General features: G+C 36.5%; 29 protein-coding genes. 5 read left to right on the top strand and 24 right to left on the bottom strand.

All coding sequences use genetic code 11. The features are described from left to right. Positions 1-17 precede the first annotated feature (17 nt). The 10 genes from prmA to gpr all read right to left on the bottom strand — a co-directional run bounded on the left by prmA (position 18) and on the right by gpr (position 11,198). The gene (gene prmA / locus AC0L0O_RS03010; protein WP_000872105.1) at positions 18-956 is read right to left on the bottom strand and encodes a 50S ribosomal protein L11 methyltransferase; all 939 of its coding nucleotides are present in this window, start codon (positions 954-956) and stop codon (positions 18-20) included. 28 nt (positions 957-984) lie between these two features. Further along, complete coding sequence (dnaJ, locus tag AC0L0O_RS03005; protein WP_000043938.1) at positions 985-2,100, bottom strand: chaperone protein DnaJ; 1,116 nt, start codon at positions 2,098-2,100, stop codon at positions 985-987. A gap of 204 nt (positions 2,101-2,304) precedes the next feature. Further along, on the bottom strand, positions 2,305-4,140 hold the full coding sequence (gene dnaK, locus AC0L0O_RS03000; protein ID WP_000034699.1) for a chaperone protein DnaK: 1,836 nt from the start codon (positions 4,138-4,140) through the stop codon (positions 2,305-2,307). A 26-nt stretch (positions 4,141-4,166) separates the two neighbouring features. Then, a complete protein-coding gene (grpE, locus tag AC0L0O_RS02995) occupies positions 4,167-4,733 on the bottom strand; it encodes a nucleotide exchange factor GrpE (protein ID WP_000392710.1) in 567 nt (188 codons plus the stop codon). A 114-nt stretch (positions 4,734-4,847) separates the two neighbouring features. Further along, a complete protein-coding gene (gene hrcA / locus AC0L0O_RS02990; protein WP_000954957.1) occupies positions 4,848-5,864 on the bottom strand; it encodes a heat-inducible transcriptional repressor HrcA in 1,017 nt (338 codons plus the stop codon). A 133-nt stretch (positions 5,865-5,997) separates the two neighbouring features. After that, complete coding sequence (hemW, locus tag AC0L0O_RS02985) at positions 5,998-7,137, bottom strand: radical SAM family heme chaperone HemW (RefSeq protein WP_011178789.1); 1,140 nt, start codon at positions 7,135-7,137, stop codon at positions 5,998-6,000. 52 nt (positions 7,138-7,189) lie between these two features. Continuing rightward, positions 7,190-7,564 (bottom strand): winged helix-turn-helix transcriptional regulator, encoded by a 375-nt coding sequence (locus tag AC0L0O_RS02980; protein WP_001293546.1) that lies wholly within the window; start codon positions 7,562-7,564, stop codon positions 7,190-7,192. A gap of 131 nt (positions 7,565-7,695) precedes the next feature. Continuing rightward, the gene (lepA, locus tag AC0L0O_RS02975) at positions 7,696-9,519 is read right to left on the bottom strand and encodes an elongation factor 4 (protein ID WP_001030953.1); all 1,824 of its coding nucleotides are present in this window, start codon (positions 9,517-9,519) and stop codon (positions 7,696-7,698) included. 210 nt (positions 9,520-9,729) lie between these two features. Next, complete coding sequence (locus AC0L0O_RS02970; RefSeq protein WP_001983721.1) at positions 9,730-10,092, bottom strand: YqxA family protein; 363 nt, start codon at positions 10,090-10,092, stop codon at positions 9,730-9,732. Further along, the gene (gpr, locus tag AC0L0O_RS02965) at positions 10,092-11,198 is read right to left on the bottom strand and encodes a GPR endopeptidase (RefSeq protein WP_000662639.1); all 1,107 of its coding nucleotides are present in this window, start codon (positions 11,196-11,198) and stop codon (positions 10,092-10,094) included. The genes AC0L0O_RS02970 and gpr overlap by 1 nt, the downstream gene beginning before the upstream one ends. A 181-nt stretch (positions 11,199-11,379) precedes the next feature. Between gpr and rpsT the strand changes: the two genes are divergently transcribed. After that, positions 11,380-11,637, top strand: a complete 258-nt coding sequence (gene rpsT / locus AC0L0O_RS02960; RefSeq protein ID WP_001274011.1) for a 30S ribosomal protein S20 — start codon at positions 11,380-11,382, stop codon at positions 11,635-11,637. 81 nt (positions 11,638-11,718) lie between these two features. On the opposite strand, the gene holA is transcribed toward rpsT, so the two are convergent. Beyond that, entirely contained in the window at positions 11,719-12,729 is a 1,011-nt protein-coding gene (gene holA / locus AC0L0O_RS02955; protein WP_001279912.1) for a DNA polymerase III subunit delta, read from the bottom strand. Positions 12,730-13,075: 346 nt separating this feature from the next. Here holA and AC0L0O_RS02950 point away from each other — a divergent pair, with 346 nt between their 5' ends. Beyond that, the gene (locus tag AC0L0O_RS02950) at positions 13,076-13,210 is read left to right on the top strand and encodes a YqzM family protein (protein WP_000997609.1); all 135 of its coding nucleotides are present in this window, start codon (positions 13,076-13,078) and stop codon (positions 13,208-13,210) included. 28 nt (positions 13,211-13,238) lie between these two features. Here AC0L0O_RS02950 and AC0L0O_RS02945 read toward each other — a convergent pair whose 3' ends face one another. The 3 genes from AC0L0O_RS02945 to comEA all read right to left on the bottom strand — a co-directional run bounded on the left by AC0L0O_RS02945 (position 13,239) and on the right by comEA (position 16,795). Continuing rightward, complete coding sequence (locus AC0L0O_RS02945) at positions 13,239-15,560, bottom strand: DNA internalization-related competence protein ComEC/Rec2 (RefSeq protein WP_009879844.1); 2,322 nt, start codon at positions 15,558-15,560, stop codon at positions 13,239-13,241. 14 nt (positions 15,561-15,574) lie between these two features. Next, the gene (locus AC0L0O_RS02940; protein WP_000439783.1) at positions 15,575-16,132 is read right to left on the bottom strand and encodes a ComE operon protein 2; all 558 of its coding nucleotides are present in this window, start codon (positions 16,130-16,132) and stop codon (positions 15,575-15,577) included. A 63-nt stretch (positions 16,133-16,195) separates the two neighbouring features. Then, positions 16,196-16,795: a competence protein ComEA gene (gene comEA / locus AC0L0O_RS02935; RefSeq protein ID WP_000989925.1), complete on the bottom strand. Its 600-nt coding sequence runs from the start codon at positions 16,793-16,795 to the stop codon at positions 16,196-16,198. A gap of 77 nt (positions 16,796-16,872) precedes the next feature. Here comEA and comER point away from each other — a divergent pair, with 77 nt between their 5' ends. Beyond that, positions 16,873-17,700, top strand: coding sequence for a late competence protein ComER (gene comER / locus AC0L0O_RS02930; RefSeq protein ID WP_001020551.1), 828 nt, complete (start codon positions 16,873-16,875; stop codon positions 17,698-17,700). A 171-nt stretch (positions 17,701-17,871) separates the two neighbouring features. Here the strand turns inward: comER and AC0L0O_RS02925 are convergent, their stop codons facing one another. The 8 genes from AC0L0O_RS02925 to AC0L0O_RS02890 form a co-directional block, all read right to left on the bottom strand. Continuing rightward, a complete protein-coding gene (locus AC0L0O_RS02925; protein ID WP_473785644.1) occupies positions 17,872-18,621 on the bottom strand; it encodes a class I SAM-dependent DNA methyltransferase in 750 nt (249 codons plus the stop codon). Continuing rightward, complete coding sequence (rsfS, locus tag AC0L0O_RS02920; protein ID WP_000653200.1) at positions 18,618-18,974, bottom strand: ribosome silencing factor; 357 nt, start codon at positions 18,972-18,974, stop codon at positions 18,618-18,620. The genes AC0L0O_RS02925 and rsfS overlap by 4 nt, the downstream gene beginning before the upstream one ends. Next, positions 18,971-19,540, bottom strand: coding sequence for a bis(5'-nucleosyl)-tetraphosphatase (symmetrical) YqeK (yqeK, locus tag AC0L0O_RS02915; protein WP_001078244.1), 570 nt, complete (start codon positions 19,538-19,540; stop codon positions 18,971-18,973). The genes rsfS and yqeK overlap by 4 nt, the downstream gene beginning before the upstream one ends. Beyond that, complete coding sequence (gene nadD / locus AC0L0O_RS02910) at positions 19,530-20,099, bottom strand: nicotinate-nucleotide adenylyltransferase (RefSeq protein WP_001226053.1); 570 nt, start codon at positions 20,097-20,099, stop codon at positions 19,530-19,532. Before nadD ends, yqeK begins: the two co-directional genes overlap by 11 nt. A gap of 131 nt (positions 20,100-20,230) precedes the next feature. Further along, complete coding sequence (gene yhbY, locus AC0L0O_RS02905; protein ID WP_000955224.1) at positions 20,231-20,524, bottom strand: ribosome assembly RNA-binding protein YhbY; 294 nt, start codon at positions 20,522-20,524, stop codon at positions 20,231-20,233. Positions 20,525-20,529: 5 nt separating this feature from the next. After that, entirely contained in the window at positions 20,530-21,363 is an 834-nt protein-coding gene (gene aroE, locus AC0L0O_RS02900; protein ID WP_000812065.1) for a shikimate dehydrogenase, read from the bottom strand. 15 nt (positions 21,364-21,378) lie between these two features. Further along, entirely contained in the window at positions 21,379-22,485 is a 1,107-nt protein-coding gene (gene yqeH / locus AC0L0O_RS02895; RefSeq protein WP_000140795.1) for a ribosome biogenesis GTPase YqeH, read from the bottom strand. Positions 22,486-22,488: 3 nt separating this feature from the next. After that, entirely contained in the window at positions 22,489-23,001 is a 513-nt protein-coding gene (locus tag AC0L0O_RS02890; protein ID WP_000765311.1) for a YqeG family HAD IIIA-type phosphatase, read from the bottom strand. 247 nt (positions 23,002-23,248) lie between these two features. Between AC0L0O_RS02890 and sda the strand changes: the two genes are divergently transcribed. Further along, positions 23,249-23,404 carry a sporulation histidine kinase inhibitor Sda gene (gene sda / locus AC0L0O_RS02885; protein ID WP_000850094.1) on the top strand — a complete coding sequence of 52 codons (156 nt, stop codon included), beginning with the start codon at positions 23,249-23,251 and terminating at the stop codon, positions 23,402-23,404. 146 nt (positions 23,405-23,550) lie between these two features. On the opposite strand, the gene AC0L0O_RS02880 is transcribed toward sda, so the two are convergent. Beyond that, on the bottom strand, positions 23,551-24,339 hold the full coding sequence (locus AC0L0O_RS02880) for a phosphatidylserine decarboxylase (RefSeq protein WP_001254997.1): 789 nt from the start codon (positions 24,337-24,339) through the stop codon (positions 23,551-23,553). A 290-nt stretch (positions 24,340-24,629) separates the two neighbouring features. Beyond that, the gene (gene sigK, locus AC0L0O_RS02875; RefSeq protein ID WP_000051382.1) at positions 24,630-25,343 is read right to left on the bottom strand and encodes an RNA polymerase sporulation sigma factor SigK; all 714 of its coding nucleotides are present in this window, start codon (positions 25,341-25,343) and stop codon (positions 24,630-24,632) included. Between the two features lie 182 nt (positions 25,344-25,525). On the opposite strand from sigK, the gene AC0L0O_RS02870 reads away from it, so the two are divergent. Then, positions 25,526-26,419, top strand: coding sequence for a hypothetical protein (locus tag AC0L0O_RS02870; protein WP_000956564.1), 894 nt, complete (start codon positions 25,526-25,528; stop codon positions 26,417-26,419). The last annotated feature ends 23 nt before the right edge of the window (positions 26,420-26,442 follow it).

Here is a 26,442-nt window from a genome sequence, read left to right as displayed (position 1 = left end):
ATAGACTAAAATCTATATTACGCATTTCGTGCAATAATTGCTACCCAATCTTCCATTCGTAACACTTCTTCAATTGTAAATCCAGCTTTTTCTAGTGCCTCAGAAATTACCTTTTCCTTCGCAGCAATAATGCCCGATGTAATAAATAATCCGCCTGATTTCACAACTCTTGCTGCATCTTCAGGGAATAATAAAATAATTTCTGCTAATAAATTAGCTACGATTAAATCAACAGGACCTTCAATACCTTCTAAAAGACTATTTTGTCCAACAGACACGACGTCATCTGTTTTATTTAAACGTACATTCATTTCTGCACTTTCAACTGCAACCGGATCTAAATCATAGGCTTGAACAGAAGACGCACCTAATTTTGCCGCTGCAATACTCAGTACACCAGAACCCGTCCCTACATCAATGATCGTATCACCTGGCTGTACTGTTTTTTCTAAAGCACGGATACACATCGTCGTTGTTGGATGAGTTCCTGTCCCAAACGCCATACCTGGATCTAATTCAATAATTTTTTCTTCCGGAGAAGATGGTGTATATTCTTCCCAAGTCGGTACAATTGTGAATGTATCAGAAATTTGTACTGGATGGTAATATTTTTTCCAAGCAGTAGCCCAATCTTCTTCATTGACTTCGTTAACGGTAATATTTCCAGTACCAATTTCGATGTCGTAAGATGGAAGCACATCAATAGATGATTTTACACCTGCAATCGTTTCATGTAAAGAATCCGTTTGCGGGAAGTATGCTTTTATTAATACACCTTCCGCCGGATATTCATCTGGGTTCAATGCATAAATTTCACCGTATTGTTGCTCGCGCTCTTTCGTTAACTCCGCTGGATCCTCAATCGCAACTCCACTAGCACCAGCTTCATGTAAAATATGAGAGACAGCTTCTACTGCTTCTTCTGTTGTATGAATACTAATTTCTGACCATTTCACAATTTACCAACTCCATTTTTTATTTCCATTATTCCCCTTTGAAAGCACGTTTAAGCTTTCCGAATAAACTATCATCCTGCTCTTCTTGCCCTGCAAATTCACGTAATAAATCTTTTTGATGTGAAGTTAATTTCGTCGGTACAACAACACGAACGACTACATATTGATCTCCTTGACCATATCCACGTACATTCGGAGCACCTTTTCCTTTTAATCGGAATTCCGTTCCAGTTTGTGTTCCTGCTGGAATTTTCAACTTCACTTTACCATGAACAGTAGGAACTTCTACTTCAGCACCAAGTGCCATTTGCGCAAACGTTAATGGCATTTCGCAAATAATGTGATCTCCTTCACGCTCAAAGAATTCATGACTTCTTACATGAACAACAACATATAAATCTCCTGCTGGTCCGCCGTTTACGCCCGCTTCACCTTTTCCAGATACACGGATTTGTTGACCATTATCAATACCTGCTGGGATTTTAACGTTGATTTTTTTACGTTTACGTACTTTACCAGAACCGTGACATGTCGTACATTTTTCTTTAATCATTTGACCAGTTCCTGAACAATGACTACAAGCTTGACGGTTTACGATACGACCAAACGGTGTATTTTGTTCTACACTTACTTGACCTGACCCTGAACAATGTTTACATGTTTCTTTTGAAGTTCCTGGTTTTGCTCCGCTACCTTTACAAGTATCACATGGATCTTCTACTGGAATTTCGACATTTAACTCTTTACCAAAAATCGCTTCTTCAAACTCTAAAGTGACTTGATATTGTAAGTCAGCACCTTGACGCGGAGCATTTGGATCACGACGTCTGCCGCCACCGCCGCCAAAGAATGAACTAAAGATATCTTCAAAACCGAAACCACCGCCGAAGTCTCCTCCGCCGCCAAAGCCACCGAAACCTTGATTTGCACCAGCATGACCAAATTGATCATATTGCGCACGCTTTTGATCGTCGCTTAATACTTCATATGCTTCTTGTACTTCTTTAAACTTTTCAATTGCATTTTCTTCTTTACTTACGTCTGGATGGTATTTTTTAGCCAAACGACGATACGCTTTTTTTATTTCATCTTTTGAAGCACCCTTGCTAAGCCCAAGGACCTCATAATAGTCTCGTTTACTCATAATTTTACAACCCCCGAATCTTTCACATAAACGTAATTTTAACACCGAAAGAAAGTGCTTTGCAACAAAGTTTCCTCACTTACAGTATGCAAAATAAAAAACTTAAGATCCTGACACATTCCTTCTCATTCGTGAAAAAAGCCAAAGCCAAGGCACGCTTGACTTTGACTTTTTGTCATCTTACTTATTATGTTTATAGTTAAATTACTTGTCTTCTTTTACTTCTTCAAACTCAGCGTCTACTACATTGTCTTTCTTCGCGCCAGCATCTTGTGCTCCTTCTGCACCTTCTGCTTGCCCTGCAGCTGCTTGAGCTTGCTCGTATAATTTAACAGTTAATTGTTGTACAATTTCTTGTAAAGCATCTTTTTTCGCACGGATTTCCTCAAGCTCGTTCTTCTCAATCGCAGCTTGTAATGCTTCTTTCGCTTCTGTTGCTTTTGCAACTTCAGCAGCATCCACTTTACCTTCTAAATCTTTTACAACTTTATCTGTCTGGAATACAAGTTGGTCAGCTTCGTTACGAAGTTCAACTTCTTCCTTACGTTTTTGGTCAGCGTCAGCATTTGCCTCTGCTTCTTGTACCATACGTTCTACTTCTTCATCGGAAAGACCTGAAGAAGATTGGATTGTAATAGCTTGCTCTTTGCTTGTTCCTAAATCTTTCGCACGTACGTTAACGATACCGTTCGCATCAATATCGAATGTTACTTCGATTTGTGGAATACCACGTGGTGCTGGTGGAAGGTCTGTTAATTGGAAACGACCTAATGTTTTGTTGTCAGCTGACATTGGACGCTCACCTTGTAATACGTGAATGTCTACTGCTGGTTGGTTATCAGCAGCTGTTGAGAATACTTGTGACTTACTTGTTGGAATTGTAGTGTTACGCTCGATTAATTTCGTGAACACGCCACCCATAGTTTCAATACCTAAAGAAAGTGGAGTTACGTCTAATAATAGTACGCCTTCTACATCACCAGTAAGTACGCCACCTTGAACTGCAGCACCTAACGCTACAACTTCATCAGGGTTTACACCTTTATATGGTTCTTTACCAGTTTCACGTTTAATAGCTTCTTGTACAGCTGGGATACGAGTAGATCCACCAACAAGGATAACTTTATCTAATTCACTTGGAGCAAAACCAGCGTCTTTTAATGCACGGCGAGTTGGCTCTAACGTTCTTTCAACAAGACCTGCTGAAAGCTCTTCGAATTTCGCTCTTGTTAATGTTAATTCTAAATGTAATGGACCAGCAGCTCCAGCACTAATGAATGGTAATGAAATTTGTGTTTGTGTTACGCCAGAAAGATCTTTTTTCGCTTTTTCAGCTGCATCTTTCAAACGTTGAAGCGCCATTTTATCTTGGCTTAAATCAATGTTATTTTCTTTTTTGAACTCAGCCACTAAATGGTCAATAATAACTTGGTCAAAGTCATCTCCACCAAGACGGTTGTCACCAGCAGTTGAAATAACTTCGAATGTTCCATCTGCTAACTCAAGGATAGATACGTCAAATGTACCGCCACCTAAGTCATATACTAAGATTTTTTGCTCTTCATCTTGTTTTTCTAGACCGTAAGCAAGCGCTGCTGCTGTTGGTTCGTTAATGATACGCTCAACTTCTAAACCAGCGATACGACCAGCATCTTTTGTTGCTTGACGTTCTGCATCGTTGAAGTATGCAGGTACTGTAATAACAGCTTTCGTTACTGTTTCACCTAAGTATGCTTCAGCAGAAGCTTTTAAGTTTTGTAAAATGATTGCAGAAATTTCTTGAGGTGTATAATCTTTACCTTCAACTTCTACTTTGTAGTCTGTACCCATATGACGTTTAACAGACATGATTGTATTTGGGTTTGTAATTGCTTGACGCTTTGCAACTTCCCCAACTTGACGCTCTTCATTTTTGAAAGCTACAACAGAAGGTGTTGTACGGTTTCCTTCTGGATTTGGGATAACCTTTGGTTCTCCACCTTCCATAACAGCTACACAAGAGTTTGTTGTACCTAAGTCAATACCGATAATTTTACTCATGGCGAATCCTCCTACTTTTATGTAAATTATTGATTTACTTTTACCATTGATGGGCGAATCACACGGTCTTTTAGTTTATAACCTTTTTGGAATTCTTCAACTACCGCATTTGATTCAAATTCACTGTCTTCCACTTGCATAATAGCTTGGTGTTCATTAGGATCAAACTGTTTACCAACAGCTTCAATCACTTCAACACCTTCTTTATTTAATGCTTCTAGCAATTGACGATGCACCATTTCCATACCTTGTAACAGGGATTTCGTTTGCTCATCAGTTGCTTCCACTTGCATTGCTCTTTCAAAATTATCAAGAGCTGGCAAAATATCTGAAACTAGACTTTGTGCTCTATATTTTTCAGCAGCCTGTTTATCCATTTGGACACGGCGCTTATAATTTTCAAAATCAGCTTGTAGACGTAATGTGCGACCTTCCGTTTCCGTTAGTTTCGCTTGTAGCTCATCTACTTTTTCTTGTAAAAGAGCAGCCTCACTTTTTTCTTCTACAGTTTCTTCACTGTTTTCTGGCGTGACAGCTTCTTCAACTTGCGCTTCTTTTACTTCTTCTACCACTTGTTCGTTACGCTCTTCCACAATATTCACCTCCTTAAAAGGTATTAGGTACCATGTTAAACACAATTACCTAAGCATTATATATTACACACAGCAATGAAAAGTTCATCACTTGAGCGAATGTATTACTCTCATTTACTTTTTAAGTCCATCTGTAAATTGTCTCGTAAATAACTGTAACAAACTAATTACCCGAGAGTATTGCATTCTTGTCGGACCTAAAATAGCAATTGTTCCAAGCTGTTCTTCTCCAATCGAATATGTTGCAGAAATCAAACTACAATCTTCCATGGCCGTCGCAGAGTTTTCCCTACCAATTTTCACTTGAATACCTACTTGTTTATGACGCAAAATATCATAAAACTCAGCTTCGTTATCAATCATCGTCAGTAAGGACCTTACTTTGTGAATGTCATGGAACTCTGGCTGAGAAAGCATATTTGCTTTTCCTCCAAAGTATATCTTTTCCGATAAAGGAACTTGAAATGTACCATCTAACATTTTTATTGCACTATCGTAATTATGAACATACCCACGCAGTACCGTAACAATTTCCTTAAAGATCTTATTATGGAGTTCTGACATTGGTACGCCCGATAGCTTTTCATTTAAAATATTAACCATTTTTTCTAAATCTGATAAATCAACAGATTCCGGAACGGTAATCGTTTTGCTTTGTACATGCCCTGTATCCGTTACAATAATAGCGACTGCAGTTTGACGATCAAGCGGTACAATTTGTACGTTTTTAAGTTTATTTGTGCTTAACTTCGGTCCAAGAACAATGGCCGTATAATTCGTAAGCTCTGATAAAATTTGAGCCGATTGCTGTGCAATCTTTTCCGCTTCAAAAATTCTTTCAGCAAACAAATCTTTAATTTGTACAATTTCATCGTTCGGTAAATTTTGCGGCGCTAACAGATGGTCTACATAAAAACGATATCCTTTCTCAGAAGGAACACGTCCTGAAGAACTATGCGTTTTCTCAATAAATCCTAGTTCCTCTAAATCAGCCATTTCATTTCGAATAGTAGCTGAACTATACGTAATTTCATCTTTCTTCGCCAACGTCCTCGACCCAACAGGTTGCGCTGATCCAATAAAGTCATCAATAATTGTTTGTAAAATTAAGAGCTGACGTTCCGTAAGCATCTCATCATCACCTCTGTTAGCACTCTTTGTCTTCGAGTGCTAAATCTATTAATAACTTACCAAAATTGACATTCAATTGTCAACGGAAACGTCACGAAATAATGAAACTTTTTCACGTTCATGGAACATGTAATTAGTCAATCAAAAATGATTGGAATACTTCATTCCCTAATAATTTCCCTTTTCGCGTTAAACGAACATATCCATCGCTCTCTTCAAGCAATCCTTGTTCTTGGTTGTTTTGTAACTGCTTCGCGAAAACTTGATTCATTTCCACATTAAATTTATTGCGGAACGCCATTTTTGACACACCTTTTGTTTTACGAAGACCTAAGAACAACTCTTCTTCCATTTTTTCTTTCTCCGTCACCACATGAACATCTAAATACGGAAACCCGGTTTCATCGATTTTATTGAAATATTGTTTGAGCGGTCCTACATTTTGGATACGTTCTCCATTTACATAACTATGCGCTCCAGCTCCAAACCCATAATACTCTTCATTATTCCAGTATGTGAGATTATGCCTACTTTCATTATCACCTTTTGAAAAATTACTAATTTCATACTGGGTATAGCCGTGTCTCTCCATTTCATCCATTACCATTTCATACATTTTCGCTTCATGGTCTTCCCCTGGAAGTCTTAATTTCCCTTTATTCATTAAGTTATAAAACACAGTTTTCGGTTCCACAATTAATGAATATGCCGAGAAATGTTGTACACCAAGCGTAAAAGCAATATCTAACGTTTCTTTCACATCTTCTATCGTCTGCCCTGGCAGAGCGTAAATAATATCTACATTTATATTTTTGAAGCCCACTTCCTGCGCTTCTCTAATTGCTACAAACGCATCTTCTCTCGTATGCTTACGCCCAATTTTCTCAAGCAGTTCATCTCGAAATGTTTGCACACCAAAACTAATTCGGTTCACTCCACCCTCTAGCAATACATTTAATTTCTCTTTCGGCAAATCACCTGGATTCGCTTCAAATGTTAATTCACAATTCGGGGCAAACGGACGTAAACGACGATTTATTATATCTAATAATTTCTTTGTCTGCTCCATATTTAATGCTGTCGGAGTTCCCCCGCCAACAAAAATCGTTTTCATACTATCAAACGGTACCTTTTGAACTGTATTTATTATTTCTTTCTCTAAATACTCTAAATATTGATCCACCGGCTGGCGTTCAATAAACACTTTATTAAAATCACAATAGTGACAAATATGCTGACAAAACGGAATATGAATATATGCAGCTTGCACCAAAAATAACTCCTACCTTTCTAAAAAGAAAACCTCCGCGCTCGGGAGGCTTCTTTTACTTCTCTAACGTATTACGAATTTGTTCCATTCGCATTTTTCCCCAATCATACATCATTTCAACGATTGGTAAAAGCGACATGCCTAATTCCGTCATATAATATTCCACTCGCGGAGGAATTTCTGGGTATACGGTCCGATCAACAATCCCATCTTCCATTAACTCTTTTAATTGGTTTGACAAAACTTTATGAGAAATGCTTGGAAATAACCGTTGTAATTCACTAAAACGATGAGGCCCTTCTACACCGAGATGCCATAATATTACAACTTTCCACTTCCCACTAATAATGGACAGCGTCAATTCCTTTTCACAATTAAAATTGCCATTTTGTATTTTTTCTTGAATATCTTTTCGAATATTTTCGGACATTAACAAACTCCTAACTCTATATGAACTAAAAAGCTCTCTCACTATTGTAAATGAGAGCCACTCAGATGTCTAAAAAGTAATTATACATAAAAAAGAAGCCGCATAAACGACTTCTTTTTTCATTCTAAATATTAGTTGTCATCCATTTTCAGTACAGCCATGAATGCTTCTTGCGGTACTTCTACAGAACCAACAGACTTCATACGTTTTTTACCTTCTTTTTGCTTGTCAAGAAGTTTACGCTTACGAGAAATGTCACCACCGTAACATTTCGCAAGTACGTTTTTACGCATCGCCTTAATTGTAGAACGCGCTACAACTTTGTTTCCGATAGTCGCTTGAATTGGCACTTCGAACTGCTGTCTTGGAATTAATTCTTTTAATTTTTCTACGATTACTTTACCACGGTCATACGCTGAATCACGGTGTACGATAAATGATAGAGCATCGACTTGCTCAGAATTTAAAAGAATATCCATTTTTACAAGTTTAGATGGTTTGTAACCAATTAACTCATAATCAAATGATGCATATCCTTTCGTATTTGATTTCAACTGATCGAAGAAGTCATATACGATTTCTGATAACGGGATTTCATATGTCAATGTAACACGCGTTTCATCTAAATATTGCATATCAATAAATGTTCCGCGTTTACCTTGGCAAATTTCCATTACAGCTCCAACATAGTCGTTCGGAACCATAATTGCAGCTTTAACAAATGGCTCTTCAACACGATCAATTGTTTGTGGATCCGGCATATTAGACGGGTTATCGACAATCATGTCTTCACCATTTGTTAAGAATACTTTATAAATAACGCTTGGCGCTGTTGTAATTAAATCAATCTTAAATTCACGTTCAATACGTTCTTGAATGATTTCCATATGAAGAAGTCCTAAGAATCCACAACGGAAACCAAATCCTAGCGCTTGAGATGTTTCTGGTTCAAACTCAAGTGCAGAATCGTTTAATTCTAATTTTTCTAACGCATCACGTAAGTCGTTATAACGTGCAGAATCAATCGGATATAAACCACAGAATACCATTGGATTTAATTTACGATAACCTGCTAACGGCTCAGCTGCCGGACGTTTCGCGTGTGTAATCGTATCACCAACGCGTGTATCACCAACATTTTTAATCGATGCCGCTAAGAAACCTACATCACCTACTGTTAACTCGTCACGTTGCGTAGTTTTCGGTGTAAATACACCTACTTCTGTTACTTCAAATTCTTTTCCAGTTGCCATCATACGTACTTTATCGCCAACTTTTACCGTTCCATTTACAACACGGATATACGCAATTACACCGCGGTATGGATCATATAAAGAGTCAAAGATCATACATTGTAACGGTTCTTCTGAATCACCTGTTGGTGCTGGTACTTTTTCAACGATTTGTTCTAAAATCTCTTCAATACCAATCCCAGCTTTTGCAGAAGCAAGTACAGCTTCTGATGCATCTAATCCAATTACATCTTCTACTTCTTGGCGTACACGCTCTGGGTCTGCACTTGGTAAGTCGATTTTATTAATAACCGGTAAAATTTCTAAATTGTTATCAAGCGCTAAGTATACGTTTGCTAACGTTTGCGCTTCAATACCTTGCGCTGCATCTACTACAAGAATCGCACCTTCACAAGCCGCTAAACTACGAGATACTTCGTACGTAAAGTCGACGTGTCCTGGTGTATCAATTAAGTGAAGAATATATTCTTCGCCGTCTTTTGCTTTATAGTTTAATTGTACTGCGTTTAATTTAATTGTAATACCACGCTCACGCTCTAAATCCATAGAGTCAAGCAACTGAGCTTTCATTTCACGTTGTGTTAACGCGTTTGTTTTCTCTAAAATACGGTCTGCTAACGTTGACTTTCCGTGGTCAATATGAGCAATGATAGAGAAATTACGAATTTTGGACTGTCTTTTTGCTCTTTCTTCTTTGTTCATCTATGTTCTCAACTCCTAATAGTCTCGCCAATATACACTAGCACTGATTATATCAATAGAGCAGCAAAGATTCAATGAAAACTCGTGCTGCTTACAATACAAATCATTCTATCTATATCTTATGCGAACAAACCATAAGAGACAAACCTTTTTCAAATTAAAAAACGGTCGTCTTACAAATCTGTAAAACAACCGTCCTCCGTTTGACTCTTAACTAAAAATCCCTTTTACTTTCCCGACAACTATATCTGTTCCAAACTTCGTTATTTCGTAGGCAACACTTGCTATCGCCATACCCACTCCTTCTATAACATTAAAACTTTTTAAGCTTTCTAATTGTTTTTGTTTTTCAGTAGCGGAAAACGAACTCTCCAAAATTTCTGATTCAACGGCCTCACCTTTTGTTCCTGTCATATGAGCGATTTGTTCATACGACATTTGCTGATAACCTTTCATACTTTTCAACCCATGATTTGCAAGTGCCACCCCTGCTACCACCATAAGCAAGCATATGATCGCACTACATATACATAAAAGGGAAAAGCGGCTTAAATGATTATCGTCTCTTTCCATCAATGTGTATACGCTCCTGTATTATCTTGGTCAATTTGATGATGCAGCGCTGCATTTAAACCACTTGCGATTACATTTGCCATATCTTCTATGAAAGCATCCACTTCTTTCGGAGTCACCATTAAATTATGACCTAGAGGAGATAACACTTCATAAATTAATTTTCTCTTCTCTTCATCTTCCAGTGTACCTACAGCACCTAAAAACATATTTCGGCTCTTTTCATCCGGCATATCCTCTTCTGTTAATTTTTTCTTTTCTCCAAATGTAAAACCAGCTGGTAACAAAGAGCGAGAAGGTTTGTTTCCTTCTTTCATCTCCCGGCCAAAATGTTTCAAAATAAAATCAATTGTATCGCTTGTAATTGAAACGGCATCCACCACAGTCGGAACACCAATTGCGATAACAGGAATACCTAATGTTTCTTTACTCAGTTCCTTACGTTTATTCCCAACACCCGATCCAGGATGAATTCCTGTATCAGAAATTTGTATCGTACTATTTACCCTTTCAATAGAACGAGCAGCTAATGCATCAATTGCAATGACAAAGTCTGGTTTTGTCTTCTCAATGATTCCATAAATGACATCGCTCGTTTCAATTCCTGTAATCCCCATTACCCCCGGCCGAATTGCACTAACAGGCCTAAAGCCTTCTTCTACACTTTCAGGCTGCAATTGAAACAAATGTCTCGTTACCAATACATTTTCTACCACTATCGGTCCAAGCGCATCAGGGGTTACATTCCAATTTCCAAGACCAACAATTAAACAACTCGCTTCTTTCGTAACGCCAACCTCTTCTAAGAAATAAGAAAATTCTTTTGCAAAAATGCGCTCTACTTTTTGTTGCAATTCCGTATCTTGTTGACGTATACCTTGTACTTCAAGTGTTAAATAATTTCCAGGTTTTTTACCCATCGATTCAGAGGCAACTTCATCAATCGTTACTTTCGTAATGATAATACCTTCTTCTTCCCTCTCTTTTACAATAACTCCTTGTATCCCTTGTTGTTGCTCTTCTTGACGCTCTTGCAACATTTGATGTGCCTCTACAGCAAGGTCAGTTCTAACGCTATATTTACTTAAATCTAATGGTTCTTTCATCGTATCTCCTCCGTAATTCATAGTAAATATCGTTAGATTTCCCAAAGTTATATAAGGTCATTCTTTCCTTTACGTGAAATTTCATAGATATACTATTGCAATTCTCTTCACCGTTTGATAGAATATCACTTGTTCTATGTTAAGAATCGAGTCATTCGATTGCACCAGGGAGGTGAAAAGTATGGCAAACATCAAATCTGCTATCAAACGCGCTAAACTTAGCGAAGAGCGTCGTGCACATAACGCTTCTATCAAGTCTGACATGCGTTCTGCTGTTAAAACTGTAGAAGCTTTAGTTACTAATAACGATCTTGAAAATGCTAAAGAAGCTTTCAAAACTGCTTCTAAAAAACTTGACAAAGCAGCTCGTAAAGGTCTTATCCACCAAAACGCTGCAGCTCGTCAAAAATCTCGCTTAGCGAAACAAGTAAACGCGTAAGGCGTTTAAAAACGATCCATTTGGATCGTTTTTTTATATCCAAAAAAGTTCACGTGCTAAGCACGTGAACTTTTTGTATCATCACATATGATTTAATCGCATTAAGAAAAACTCAAGCACAAGTTTCTTATCCATTTTTCCAGTCTTCATACTATAATCAGCTTCCGCCAATTCTATAATCACTTTTTTTAGTTCTTCAAAAGAGAAAAACTTCGTTTGATTCATCGCTAACTTTACACGATATGGATGTACACCAATATGAGAAGCAATTTGATTTTGTCCATAACCACGCTGCTGTAACTCTTTTACTTGATGCAGCAAGCGGAATTGACTTACTAACAACGCAAGCAATTTAATCGGTTCCTCCTGCTGCGTAAATAATCCATCCAAAATTTGCATCGCACCTGCGATATCTTTTTTTACCACTTTTTCTGTTAAAGCAAATACATTTTGTTCAACTGATTTTGGCACAAGCTCTGCAACAAGTTTCGGCGTAATCTCTCCGCCCATACCGACGTATAACGTTAACTTGTCCATTTCCTTCGCCAACATCGTCACATTACTTCCCACAAGCTCTAACAATAAACTAACAGCTGCATTATCAATATGTACATGCCCTTCCTCTGCACGAGCTACAATCCACTTTTGAACATCCTGCACTTGCATCGCATTCGCTTCTACTATATCTGCTGTTTTCTTTAATAGTTTTGTAATTTTTTTTCGTTCATCAAGCTTTTCGTAAGGCGCAACAAAAACAAGAATAGAAAATGGAGAAGGTTCCCCGATATATTCTTCTAAAATTTTTATATTTTGTTCTAACTTTTCTTTTTGTGACGTTAAAAATAATGGTGATTTTATTAATAACACTTTACGTTCTCCGAAAAAAGGAAGTGTACGTGCATCCTCAACCACATCTTCTAAATACGCTTCTTCTAAATCATATGTCACAACATTAAACTCGCGATCTTCCTCTTCAAGCGCTTCTGTTGTAATAAGCTTTATCGTTTCATTTATAAAAAACGCTTCCGTTCCATACAGTAAATACAACGGAGCAAACTGCTTTTTTTTAATCTTTTTATGTATATCACTCATACTTTTTCCTACTCCCTAACTTGGCAATATATATTTTATACTAATGCCCTAGCTTTTGTTTTACAAGTACAAAGGAACAGGCTGTATAACCCGTCCCTTTATTTATATTAAACGCCACGCAATAAGCCCCGGGTTTCTTATTGGTGTGCGGTAATCACCTTCCCTTTATTATTCACAATAAAAATTCGAGTATAAGTGCCAACTGTTAACATGCTTGGAAACAAAAACTCACGTGACTGCATGATCTAAAAGTAGTCAAAACGCTCGATTTCTCTTCATATGGAAATTGTAGATTTTTTTCTGACAATATTTTATACTAAAGTGGAATGTTGGGGAGGGATTCTAAATGAATGATTTTGAACAAAACGTTCAAAGTAAACGCAATGACGCTATTGATTCAGGGGTAGGATTTATCGTCTCATTTGGTTTTTTCGCAACACTTTTCATCATTGCAACTGTTATTAAATTTATCGGTTCTTAAAGACTGCTGCTTACTAGCAGTCTTTTTTTTATCTATTCCGTGTTTCATCATATGTGATTTTGCTACGAAACGTTCCGCGTTCCTCTTTAAAAACATAGGAAATAGCACCTTGCTTATCCGTGCGCCATATTTCAATCGCCATCTTCTCAAAACGCTCTATAACTTCCTTATGAGGGTGCCCATACCTATTCCGTTCACCGACAGAAATAATCGCTATATTAGGCTGTACGGCGCTCAAAAAAGGCGTTATAGATGACGTATTACTTCCATGATGAGCAACCTTTAAAACATCCGCCCGTAAATCTGGATATGTAGCTACTAAACCCTTCTCTCCTTCTTCTTCTAAATCACCTGTAAACAGCCACGTTATCCCTCCTAATTTTGCCCACAGTACAATTGAAGCGTTATTTTCACTTCTTTCTTTCCCTGTTGGTGCTAGCACAAAAAATTCCGCTTCATTTACGCGCCAACTCTCTCCTTCCCCCACTTCACTTATTTTCACTTCCTTTTCTAACGCCTGTTTCTTTACTGCTTTTTCTAATATTGCCTCTTGTTCCTTTCGACCAAATACAACTTCTTTTACGGTTATATTTGATAATAATTCTTGTGCAGCACCGATATGATCTGCATCTCCATGCGTTACAATTAATTTATCAATTTTTTTAATACCTTCCTTTTGTAAATAAGGGATCAAAATATCATTTCCAACAGAAAATTCATGTTTTTTCCGTTGCCATTCTTCCTTGTTTAAACGAATTGTTCCACCAGTGTCAATAAGGTAAATCTCTTGATCATACGGGAGGCGAATTAATATTGCATCCCCCTGGCCAACATCAAGAAATGTAACACTCCCACTTTCTCGAAAATACGGATATACATAATGACCTGTACTAATAAAAAGAAATATGCCCGCAAATATAAACACCATTCCCTTAGATATTCGCCTTTCCCAAACCATCAATACACTAATAATACTCACGCAATATAAGGCTACAAGAAGTATAGGTGTTTGCCCGAAATTAAGACGGGTAAATGGTAAACTTTCACAATAACTTAAAAAATCATTAGAAAGATTCAAACCTATTGATAGTACATTCGCAAAGCTTTTTGCAAGAAACGGGATGATCGGCAAACATATCAAAATAATAATACTACACGGCAATACAATGAGAGATAAAAACGGAACGTAAAGGATATTTAGAAAAATACTATATGGAGAATAATAACCGAAGTGATATAACAAAATCGGAGTACTAACGAGCTGTGAAATAAGAGAAATATAAATAGAATTTCTAATTACTCCATTACCACTCTCTAGTAAGAGCGGGGCAGATAAAAGTAAAGCAAAACTCCCAACGAAAGAAAACTGAAAGCCAATATTAAACACGAGATATGGATCAAATATAAGCATACATATAGCTGTTATACTTAAAGCATCTAAGCTAGATAAACGAATAGAACACATAAAAGCAATTAACATTAAAACTCCTGTTATAGAAGCTCTTATAACAGACGGTGACGCTCCTGCTAAAATCATATATATAGGAATGAAGAAGATAAGACATACTGTTGCTATCTCCCTTGTCACACCACTTCTTAGCAAAATAAAATACACAATCACCATTAACAATACGATATGCGATCCTGAAATCGCCAACAAATGCACAAGACCGAATTGTTGATATTGCCCTTCAACTTCAAATGTCATTTGTTGTCTATCACCAAATAGTAACGCGTTCATAAAAGCGCCTGATTGCTCTGGAAACATTTCTGTAACTCCTAAGATTGCTTGCTGCCTCAAAAGAAGAATCCATTGCACAAGTGACAACGATGTTTTACGGCATTCAGAAATATATGTAGCTTCCAATATGAAATGAATATTTTGCTTATATAAATAATCACGATAATTAAACCCATGAAAATTCCGAGCTATTTGTGGTTCTTTCCTCTCACCATCAAATATACATGACACTCCTGCATGTAATTGTCGCATTTGTTTCTTTTCCGAGGCTGATTTCATTTTGTAACTTAACTGCACTATATTTTTATTCTGATCTTCAACTTGAAATGATAGGCGATCCCCGTTAATAAGAGGTGTATTATAAATCACTCCTCTTGTAGCTTCGTAGGACTCTCCCAGAGGCTTATTTTGTCCTTGAACATACGTGGTGTACATAGCGCCACTAAAACACACTATCATACAATATAGGAAGGTTTTACGCGAAGTACGATACAAACAAAAGAAAACATATAGACCGAGACAACAAGTCAGCAATACAACTGAAGAGGAGAAGGCGATTGCAATCCCTATTATAAATGAGATTGCAACGTAGCCCCATTGTCCTTGCAACTCATACTCACTCCTTATAGCATCATTTTTGCTTTCGTGAATACATGCTGTAATTCTTCCATTGATAAGTTCTCTTTTTCTAAAGATGCAAATAGTTCTTTCAACTCCATATGACGCTTTTGATCCTCTAATGCTGCAATATCATATTCTAACGGAACGTGTTTTACCGTTACATTCGCTTTTTCAAATAACTCTACGGCATACGGATGATTTTTATAATCCTGTGCATAATAAACCGCTGTAATACCACTTTGTATAATCGCCTTACAACATTGTAAACACGGAAAATGCGTAACATAAATTTCCGCTTCCTCCGTTTTCACGCCAAATTTTGCACATTGTAACAAAGCATTCATTTCTGCGTGAATTGTACGAACACAATGATTATCAATAACGTAGCATCCATCATCTATACAATGTACGCCACCTTTAATTGAACCATTATATCCACCAGCAATAATTCGTTTATCACGAACGATTGTTGCTCCTACTGCAAGCCTTGTACATGTACTACGTAAAGATAGCAAATGGCTTTGCGTCATAAAATATTGATCCCATGAAATTCGTTCCATATTCTTCACCTACTTTTTTGTCTACTTGTAGTGTAGCGAATGAAGAAAAACTTCGTCAATCTTTTACGGAATAATAATTTGATCTTTTATTTTTTCCAGAGACTTCACACCAATCCCATCAATCTCTAACAAATCTTCTATTTTCTGAAACGGACCATGTTCCTCACGATATTTCAAAATACTTTCTGCTTTCCTAGAACCGATACCTGTAATTTTTTCAAGTTGTTCTTTAGAAGCTGCATTTATTCGAACTTTCTCCTCCCCCTTTGAAACAGCAGCCCCTTCCTGCACTTGTTCATTTTTATCCGGCACATAAAGGACCATTTGGTCTTGTACCACTTGCGCTAAATTTACCTTTTTCCTATCTGCCTCGGGTAAAAAACCACCTGCCTTCTCAATGGCATCCTTGACCCGGTCTCCTTCTTTCATTTCATACACTCCCTCTTTAACAACAGCCCCTTTCATATCAATTACAATTATTTTTTTCTGCAGCTTTGTATCCGATATTTTCGGTTTACTTTTTTTCTCTATCTCTTTCGCTTGAACATCCGTTGTAATGACCGAGCGCTCTGTATGCTCGTTCGTTTTCCAAAAAAGAAGAAAAAGTACAATCCCAATAATAGCTACTAGTCCTAACCATTTCTTTGGAAAATCCCACATCATTTTACACCTCTAATCATAAATTTATAACATCATTCATATTGTTTAGGAGAAAGCTGTTACGAAGGAGGGATGAAACATTGAACATAGGAATTATAGGGACAGGAAACATGGGGAATATATTAATCGATGCATTTTTAGAAACCCGTGCTGTCAAACCTTCGTGCCTTACAATCATTAATCGAACGCCAGCCAAAGCATATCATATAAAGGAAAAATACCCTTCTGTTCATATAGCCAAAACTATTGATAAGGTAATCGAACGATCACATCTTATTTTTATTTGCGTAAAGCCGATAGATATATATCCGATCCTACAAAAATATGCTGAACATTTTTCTGATGAAAAGTGCTTAGTTTCTATCACAAGTCCAATATCTCCATCACAATTAGAGACACTTGTACCTTGCCATGTTGCCCGTATTATTCCGAGCATTACAAACCGCGCCCTGTCTGGCGCATCACTATTTACATTTGGAAATAACTGCTCTGAAGAATGGCAACAAAAACTATTTCGTCTATTCAAAAATATTTCTACTCCCCTTGTAATAAAAGAAGATATAACACGCGTTTCATCTGATATAGCAAGCTGCGGCCCTGCATTCTTTAGTTATTTATTACAATGTTTCATTAACGCTGCTGTAGATAAAACAAATATCACACATGAAGAAGCCACTACTTTAGTAAGTGAAATGGTCGTCGGAATGGGGGAACTACTTGAAAAAGGGATTTTCACATTACCTACTTTACAAGAAAAAGTATGCGTTAAAGGCGGCGTTACAGGAGAAGGTATTCGTGTTTTAGAAGAACATGTTGGGGATATGTTTCATAAATTAATCGAGCGGACACACGAGAAGTTTGATGAAGATTTAAAATGCGTTGATCAGCAATTCAATAAGCACACATAATAAATACGTCATCGTTATTCCAAATCCTTTTTATAAATACTTACTTTTTCACATTATATTTTCACTTAAACTAGCATTTTCACACTTCACACATATCATTTTCTTATTATTCTAGAACTAAAATTACAGCTCCTTTACAAAACAAAAGCAACCTTCTCGGTTGCTTTTGTTTTATCCGTTTTTCTTCGCCATGAAGAAAATACGCTCTGTTTGTTCTGTAACTTCAAGTCGCTCAAAGTCACCAGTTACACGAAGTACTGTAAAACCAGCCTCTTCAAGCCATTTCGTTAACTCTTCAACCGGATATGCACGTTGCACGTGACATTCATCAAAACGATGATACACATCTTTTTCTGGGTCTTGAACAAAGAATGTTAAATCATGTTCTACACTATTTGATTCTTCACCAGGGAAGCAATTCCAAATAAGAGATATTTCTTCCCCATTCACTGTGTATGTTTCATTTTGAAATACATGATGTATTTTATATAAAGAATGTACATCAAATAAAAACAAACCATCTTGACGTAAATGATGAAACACTCTTCGAAATGTTTCTTGTACGCCATCTTCTTGCAATACATAATTTAATGAATCACAAAAGATTGTTACACAATCAAACTCACCCGGAACATCAAGTTCGCGCATATCTTGTTGGTAAAAAGGAATAAAATGCCCTTCTCCGCCTAGTTTTTGCTGAGCGACTGCTAACATTTCTTCTGAAAGATCGACACCGACTACATCGTAACCCTTTTGTACAAGCGGAAGCGTTACATTACCAGTACCGCATGCTACATCCAGAATCTTTGCCTCTTTCATATCCGCTTGTTGTAAGCTTTCCTCTGTGAATTCCACCCATTTATCATAAGGGACGTCATTCATTAGTTCGTCGTACAACAATGCAAATTGTTCGTAGTTCATTGGCCTAACTCTTCTGTAATATCTTCACGTGGCACATCGCCCCATAGACGCTCTAAATTATAGTGATTACGCTCATCTTTATGGAATACATGAGCAACTACATCTCCAAGGTCAACTAACACCCAGCGTGCTTCGTCAAAACCTTCCATACGTTGTACATCGATTTGGAACTCGTGTGCTTTCGCTTTAATTTCACGCGCAATGGCTTGTACTTGCTTATCTGAGTTACCGTGACAAATAATGAAATAATCTGCAATTGGTGAAATACCTTGCATATTTAGGACAACCATATCTTCTGCTCTCTTATCATCAGCTGCTTTTGCTGCTAATACTAATAAATCTTTATCTTTCATTTACTTATTTCCTCCTTGATAACTGCGTTGTATGTTTGGAATGTTAATGGATAAATCGTTTGATTTTTTTCCATTAAAAATTGAATTGTTCTCTTTAACGCAAATAATAAAGCTTGATTTATATCCGCATATGCGAGTTTACGAGCTTCCTCTACCCCCGGAAACTTTCGCCCAGGTTCAATGTAATCAGCTACATAAATTACTTTATCTAACATCGTCATTTTCTCATGACCACTTGTATGATATGTAATAGCTTGCAGAATTTCAGGATCCGTAATGCCTACTTCTTTTTCTACTAAGTATGCCCCAACAGGTGCATGCCATAACTCTTTGTTATAACAAAGTAAATCTTTCGGCAAATCTTCACTTTTAATGATCTCTTCCATCTCTGAAATCGCTCTACACTTCGCATAATCATGGAATATAGCTGCAACTTCAGCCTTTTTTTCATCCACACCGTATAATTTAGCAAGTTCAATTGCCGTCTCCATTACACCAATTGTGTGTATATAACGTTTTTCATGCATTTGTTGTTTCACAATATGAAGTGCTTCCTCACGATTCATACAACCCATTCCTCTCGATATATACCTGTACTTTTTCAGGAAGTAAATATTTACATGTTTTCTTCTCTTTATATCTCTCACGTAATAAAGATGAAGAAACTGCAAACTCCGGAATTTCCACAGTCGTGATAGGATAAGGTGTACGCAATTTATAACCAGGTCTTGCAACTCCAACAAACGTTACAAGATCAAGTAACGCTTCAATGTTATACCACTTTGGTAAATACTCAACCATATCTCCACCAATAATAAAGTGAAACTGCACATCCGGATACTTCTTCGTCAATTGTAGCATAGTGTCATACGTATAGGATGGGCCCTTCCTGCTTAGCTCTTCTAAACAAATAGAAAAATGTTCCTCTGCCTCAGTCGCAAGTTCTAACATTTGTAAGCGACTTTCTACACTTGTAATATTCCGCCCTTGTTTATGCGGCGGAATTTGGTTCGGTAAGAACCATACTTCTTCTAAATTCAAAGCGTGATATACTTCATTTGCAATTAGCAAATGCCCATAATGTGGCGGATCGAATGTACCGCCAATGATGCCAATTTTTCTCAAAAGAAACGCCCCTTCCTTTTACATACAGCAACTCTCTTCATTTCCATCCGAAGAGAGTTTACTGTTAATAAAAGTTCAATTGGTTTCGATCTCTACACCATTACTAGTGATAAAAATAGCGTATGCTATTTTTATCGAGGAAGTTTAATTTGCTTGTTTTCTCTTGATTCTTTGTATAAAACAATTGTACTTCCAATTACTTGAACGATTTCAGCACGTGCACCTTTTGCAAGTTCTTCTGCAACTTCACGGCGATCGAATTCACAGTTTTGTAGCACACTTACTTTAAATAACTCACGAGCTTCTAAAGTATCTGCAATTTGTTTAATCATATTTTCATTTACTCCGCCTTTTCCTACTTGAAAAATTGGTGTTAAATGATGTGCTTGTGCACGTAAAAATCTTTTTTGTTTTCCTGTTAACATATATGTTAGCCTCCAAGCTTTCTTATAACTAATTGTTTCATTCGTTCGATATTCGGTACGCAACCTGTCCACATTTCAAATGCAAGCGCTCCTTGATAAACAAACATATCAATACCATTTTGAATGATTGCACCTTGCTCTTTCGCCTCACATAAAATTTTCGTTTCAAATGGATTATAAATTATATCTGATACAATTGTTCCCTTTTTCAACGAAGAAATTTGTAACGGCGTATGTTCGACGCGTGGATGCATACCTATCGTTGTCGTCTGAATGATAATATCATAATTCCCTTGTTCTTTTGTTGCTTTTTCTAATGATAAAGCAACAGAATGAACAGTAGCTGTACATGCAGCAATAAGTTCTTTCGCCTTATCTACTGTACGATTAGCTACATCAATCTCTTTCACCCCTGCATCAGCAAGTGAAAAATAAATAGCTCGACTAGCACCGCCTGCGCCAAGTAATAAAATACGTTTCTCTTGAAGTGGTTCACTACTAATGGATTGCAGTGCTCGGACAAAACCAATTCCATCTGTATTGTAGCCAATCAATTTTCCATCCTTATGAACCACCGTATTTACTGCACCAATTTGTTTTGCTAGCGGGTCAATCTCATCCAAATAATCCATAATCGCAACCTTGTGCGGAGTTGTTACATTAAATCCTGAAATACCTAACGCTTTTAAACCTCTTACTGCTTCCCCTAACACTTCCTCTTTAACAAGAAAGGCATGGTAATGGGCATCCATCTTCAAGTGTTCAAATGCATCGTTATGCATAACGGGTGATAATGAATGTCCAATTGGATTTCCGATTACACCATATAATTGTTTCATAAATCCCTCTCCATATTAAATTAAAGATTTACGTAATGAAACACTTACTCCTTTTGGTACGTGTGCAACAATTTTTGCTCCTGGTTCGTTCACAGTAACCCATCCTAATCCAGAGAATACAACATCCGTTTTCGGTTCACGAATATTAAACTCGTATTTCACTAGCTCTGGCATATTTTCTAATTCTTCTGGTGTTGGCGGGCTTAGTAAATCCCCAGCATGATTTTTATACAATTCATCTGCTTTCTCAAGCTTTGTACGATGGATTGTTAAGCGATTTGAGAAGTGACAAGTAAATGCACGACGACCGCCACTTACATAATCAAAACGTGCCAGTCCACTAAAGAACAATGTTTGTTCTTCATTTAATTGGAACACCATCGGCTTAATTTCTTTTGTTGGTGTAATAAGCTTTAAGCTTTGTTTTCCAACGTAATGAGCCATTTGATGGTGGTTAATAATACCTGGTGTATCATATAAAGAAGATTCTTCGTCTAACGGGATATCAATTAAATCAAGCGTTGTTCCTGGAAAATGAGATGTTGTAATTACATTTTCAGTCTCATCACTAAATTCTTTAATCATACGATTAATAAATGTTGATTTCCCTACATTTGTACATCCAACAACGTAAACATCTTTTCCGCCGCGGTAATACTCAATCGCATCTGCTAGCTCAGCAATCCCTTGTCCCTTCGCTGCACTAATTAAAAAGACATCTTCTGGCTTTAATCCTAGCTGCTTTGCACTATAGCGCATCCAGTGCTTTACTTTATCATGTTTTACTGACTTAGGAATTAAATCCGCTTTATTCCCAACAAGTAATACTTTATTATTTCCCACGAAACGATGTAAGCCAGGTAACCAGCTACCATTAAAGTCAAAAATATCTACAATTTTAACTACTAACGCATCCGATTTTCCAATACCGTTTAGAATACGTAGGAAATCATCATCTGTTAATGAGACATCTTGAATTTCGTTATAATGTTTCAATCGAAAACAGCGTTGACAAATTACTTGTTCTTTTTCTAAAGATGAGGCAGGAGCATATCCCACTTCATTTTTATCTTCTGTTTGAATTTCTACACCGCAACCAATACATTTAATTGTTTCAGTCAAACTTTATTCCTCCCAGTTAATTAAACCTTTTTTCTTCATGTTTCTCATAATTCTTCGTTCAATTTTTCGATTAAAGCGCGTTACTAATCCGTCTGTTTGTGCTACTGGTACAACTAAAATTGTATGCAGTCCAACTCGGTTTCCACCTAGCACATCTGTCAGTAACTGATCCCCAATTACTACAACTTCATCTGGTTGCAACTGCATCTCTCGTATCGCACGCTTAAACGCACGAACAAATGGCTTACGCGCACTATGAATAAATGGAATGCCTAATGGATCAGCAAAGTCTTTCACTCGTTGCTCATTATTATTTGAAACGACCGTTACTTGAATGCCTTGCTCTTTCATTTTCAAAAACCATTCTTCAAGTTGTGGCGTTGCATTCGGACGATCCCATTCAATTAAAGTGTTATCTAAATCAGTAATAACACCTTTAATTCCACGTTTCTTCAAATCTTCTGGTTGAACGTGATATACATTTTTCACATATTCATTTGGTAAAAATAGTTTCAATTTCTTTCACCTCTTTGAGGAGTTTTCATAAAAATTTTTCGACAACATATTTCGATATATGGCCTGTGGATAAAATTGTACACATTTTCCACATTAATATTTCAGTTGATTTGGAATTTACTAACAATCTATACACATTTTATCCACCTAGGTTTGTGGATAACCACTCGTTTGTGACTGTCATATTTTTTTGGTACATTAAATGCAACAACGAATCAATCCTTATATTATTAGGAGGTGACTCACCTTGAAAACAAAACATATGGAACAGTTATCTACTGAGTTACTCACTGAGTCTTATTATAAAGCAAAAGAACTAAAATTAAATCCCGACTTCATTTTACTTATAAAACAAGAAATTATTAGACGCTCATTAGAGGACAAGCTTGTCAAATCGTCTTGATTACATATAAAGAGGAATTTTAATTAACTAACTTGTAAAAAGAGCCATCCTGCGATGGCTCTCGAATAAACAAATACTCCCATCTAGGGAATTTCATCATTACGCATCTTTGTCCATAAATCTTGCTTACAGTTATAAAATCTTTTTTACTTATGAGCCAATCGAGTAGCAATTTTTTCACCAAGGCGAAGCTCTTGTCCACTCTTCAATTCTTGCACTACTTCTATCATATCTTTTTCAAACAATAACACAACTGTTGAACCGAATGTAAAGTATGCCATTTCTTCACCTTTTTGAACAGTGTCTCTTTCATGCAGCAGCTCAATACTATTTACAAACATAGCTCCTACTTTTACAAGCGCCATATGTTCACCGTCACTATTCACTTCTGTAACGGAGCGATAGTTTTTTGACAATGGTTCTTTCCCGTATTCCATACCAGCTGCATTTACCGGATATGATTTTCTACCGAGTACAAATCTTTCAGTCACAGAACCAGAAAGCGGACTATGAATACGATGATAATGACTTGGGCTTAAATAAATAACCATATATGTACCACCTGCATATCGCTGTGCACGTTCTTCATTACCTAGCATATCCACAATCGAATAACGCTTTCCTTTAATATCAAATGTTTTTGTGTCCTCAATAGGACCGTGATCAGCAAAAACACCATCAACAGGACTAACGATACTCGATGCATCTGTATCAATACTACGCTTTCCTTCTTTTAGCTTACGTGTAAATAATTCATGCAATGTTCTATATTCCTTCAAACCCTTTTCCATCTCATCTTGATTAATTTGAAACACTTTCGCATACGATGGAATAATGATAGAGCTCAAACGAGATTGTGCAAATTTACGTAATATATAAGAAGTAAAACGACCATTTGTAAGTTCGATCATAAGTCGATATAATGTACGTCGCAAATTGCGGAACCTCCTAATCAGTCTATAACTTTAGCTTCCCCTTCTTTTCCTTCTATATCATATGTAAAATTAGTTCTTATTCCCACATATCATATAGAACCGCCATATTATACATGCAGAAAACTAAGTATGGTATTATTCTTAAATTGTTTAGCACCTTCTAATATTACAGATAGAATCCGTCATTTTCAACAGTGAACATGGATTTCTTCTGAACACAACTCTTTTTCTTTCCTTATTTCCAAAAAGAAAAGCAGCCCATTTTAAAATACGGCTGCTTGTAATGTACATTATTCTTTTGCTTTTTTCTCTTTCTCTGCTCTTACAAATTCATGGAACATTTTCATTAAAGCGCGCTTTTCAATTCTTGATACGTAGCTTCTGGAAATACCAAGTGCCTTCGCAATCTCTCGTTGCGTCTTCTCCTTATCAAGCCCCAGTCCAAAACGCTTCACGATTACTTCTTTCTCTCGTTCGTCTAAAATATCGATATACTCTTTAATCTTTTCTAACTCCATACTAAGCTGGATCATGTCAATTACATCTTCAGACTCTGATTTTAATATATCAATAAGCGATATTTCATTCCCCTCTTTATCTTGCCCGATTGGATCATGAAGTGAAACGTCCTTTTTCGTTTTCTTTAATACACGTAAATGCATCAAAATTTCATTTTCAATACAGCGTGCTGCGTACGTCGCAAGTTTTGTACCTTTTCCTGCCGAATAGCTCTCGATTGCTTTAATGAGCCCGATTGTACCAATTGAAATTAAATCTTCTGCATCTTCCCCTGTATTTTCAAATTTTTTAACGATATGAGCTACAAGCCGTAAATTATGTTCAATTAACAGATTCCTCGCTTGAGCATCACCTTGCTCCATTAACTCTAAGTACTTTCTCTCATCATCTGATGATAATGGCTGCGGAAACGCATTGTTCTTCACATAAGAAACAAAAACAAACACTTCTCGAACCATATATCCAATTGCGGCGAATAGACTCAAACCTTTCACCTCCGCCAAAATAGTGGTCTTTACTAAGTGTATGTGGGCGTGAGGTTGTTTGTGTCTGTACAGTTTATTTATAAAACTCAACACTTCCAATATTTAAAATATTTTATTGTTATATTATAATTATATAAAATTGTTATTTATATATGAATATGCTATTAAAGGGGACACTATTCATGCTCACATTAGATCGATTATTAAATGTAACAATTTATTTAGGGGTATTTTTACTTTTCATTTCATTCATTACTTTTGTTATTAAGAGAGGGCCTGATTTATTATTTTTTCAATTTGGAATTTCCTTATTTTTTGGAGCTCAAATTATAATTGGAATGAAATTTTTTCATAACTATGGTTTCTCCTTTCACTCAAAACTAGAACTACTTATCTTTATTTTCTATGTAATTGGATTTATTACATGTATACTATTGTTCTTTCACTTTCAAAATCCCTATCGAATTTTTTTATTAATTTGTAGTTTTTTATTTTTAACTGGATCCAATTATTACTTTAAAGAAACATTAAAGTTTAGTAAAAAAATTCCAAATCAACATAAAACTTTTTTAAGTACACAAGAAGAAGACTCTTTCCCAAAAGAAGTGCGTAAATTTTCGGAGGATTACAACAACATAATAAGAAATGATTTTTATGAAATACCGATGATTCCTACTGAATTACAGATTACAAGCAAAAAAGATTCTTCCCATAGTACATCTTTCTTAGTTGAACTTCATAATATGGCGGATGAAATTACTGATGACTCTGTACAACTAACTCCATCAGACCGTTTTTATATACTGTTAAATACACAAAAAACAAAAATATCAAAAATAGTATATGAAGGGCGAGATTTTTTCACATTAACAGTCACACTAAAGGCTCTTAATTTACAGCAGGAACCAGAAATTCATAATATGTTTTTAGAAATAGATAAACGTAGAGCAATGAATCTTCTTGATTTCGAAATTAAAGCCCATTCTAAAGAATGGAAAGTAACATTTAAAAGTGATAGTTCTCCTTCCAACCTTCCTATCACATTTACATTTGAAAAACGAACAGGCAAATTATAAAAATAAAAAGAGTTATTTTCTTT

Source organism: Bacillus sp. GS3m_15504 (genome assembly GCF_055825275.1).
This window is presented reverse-complemented; position numbering and strand designations above follow the sequence as displayed.

What these genes read in the sequence shown, in the direction of transcription:
- AC0L0O_RS02970 (WP_001983721.1), bottom strand. Translation starts at nt 10,092, where the DNA reads ATGGAAAGAGACGATAATCATTTAAGCCGCTTTTCCCTTTTATGTATA.
- yqeK (WP_001078244.1), bottom strand. Translation starts at nt 19,540, where the DNA reads ATGAATCGTGAGGAAGCACTTCATATTGTGAAACAACAAATGCATGAA.
- AC0L0O_RS02870 (WP_000956564.1), top strand. Translation starts at nt 25,526, where the DNA reads ATGCTCACATTAGATCGATTATTAAATGTAACAATTTATTTAGGGGTA.
- holA (WP_001279912.1), bottom strand. Translation starts at nt 12,729, where the DNA reads ATGAGTGATATACATAAAAAGATTAAAAAAAAGCAGTTTGCTCCGTTG.
- comEA (WP_000989925.1), bottom strand. Translation starts at nt 16,795, where the DNA reads ATGATGTGGGATTTTCCAAAGAAATGGTTAGGACTAGTAGCTATTATT.
- AC0L0O_RS02940 (WP_000439783.1), bottom strand. Translation starts at nt 16,132, where the DNA reads ATGGAACGAATTTCATGGGATCAATATTTTATGACGCAAAGCCATTTG.
- dnaJ (WP_000043938.1), bottom strand. Translation starts at nt 2,100, where the DNA reads ATGAGTAAACGAGACTATTATGAGGTCCTTGGGCTTAGCAAGGGTGCT.
- lepA (WP_001030953.1), bottom strand. Translation starts at nt 9,519, where the DNA reads ATGAACAAAGAAGAAAGAGCAAAAAGACAGTCCAAAATTCGTAATTTC.
- AC0L0O_RS02980 (WP_001293546.1), bottom strand. Translation starts at nt 7,564, where the DNA reads ATGTCCGAAAATATTCGAAAAGATATTCAAGAAAAAATACAAAATGGC.
- aroE (WP_000812065.1), bottom strand. Translation starts at nt 21,363, where the DNA reads ATGAAACAATTATATGGTGTAATCGGAAATCCAATTGGACATTCATTA.
- rpsT (WP_001274011.1), top strand. Translation starts at nt 11,380, where the DNA reads ATGGCAAACATCAAATCTGCTATCAAACGCGCTAAACTTAGCGAAGAG.
- AC0L0O_RS02925 (WP_473785644.1), bottom strand. Translation starts at nt 18,621, where the DNA reads ATGAACTACGAACAATTTGCATTGTTGTACGACGAACTAATGAATGAC.
- hrcA (WP_000954957.1), bottom strand. Translation starts at nt 5,864, where the DNA reads ATGCTTACGGAACGTCAGCTCTTAATTTTACAAACAATTATTGATGAC.
- gpr (WP_000662639.1), bottom strand. Translation starts at nt 11,198, where the DNA reads ATGAAAGAACCATTAGATTTAAGTAAATATAGCGTTAGAACTGACCTT.
- rsfS (WP_000653200.1), bottom strand. Translation starts at nt 18,974, where the DNA reads ATGAAAGATAAAGATTTATTAGTATTAGCAGCAAAAGCAGCTGATGAT.
- yhbY (WP_000955224.1), bottom strand. Translation starts at nt 20,524, where the DNA reads ATGTTAACAGGAAAACAAAAAAGATTTTTACGTGCACAAGCACATCAT.
- AC0L0O_RS02950 (WP_000997609.1), top strand. Translation starts at nt 13,076, where the DNA reads ATGAATGATTTTGAACAAAACGTTCAAAGTAAACGCAATGACGCTATT.
- dnaK (WP_000034699.1), bottom strand. Translation starts at nt 4,140, where the DNA reads ATGAGTAAAATTATCGGTATTGACTTAGGTACAACAAACTCTTGTGTA.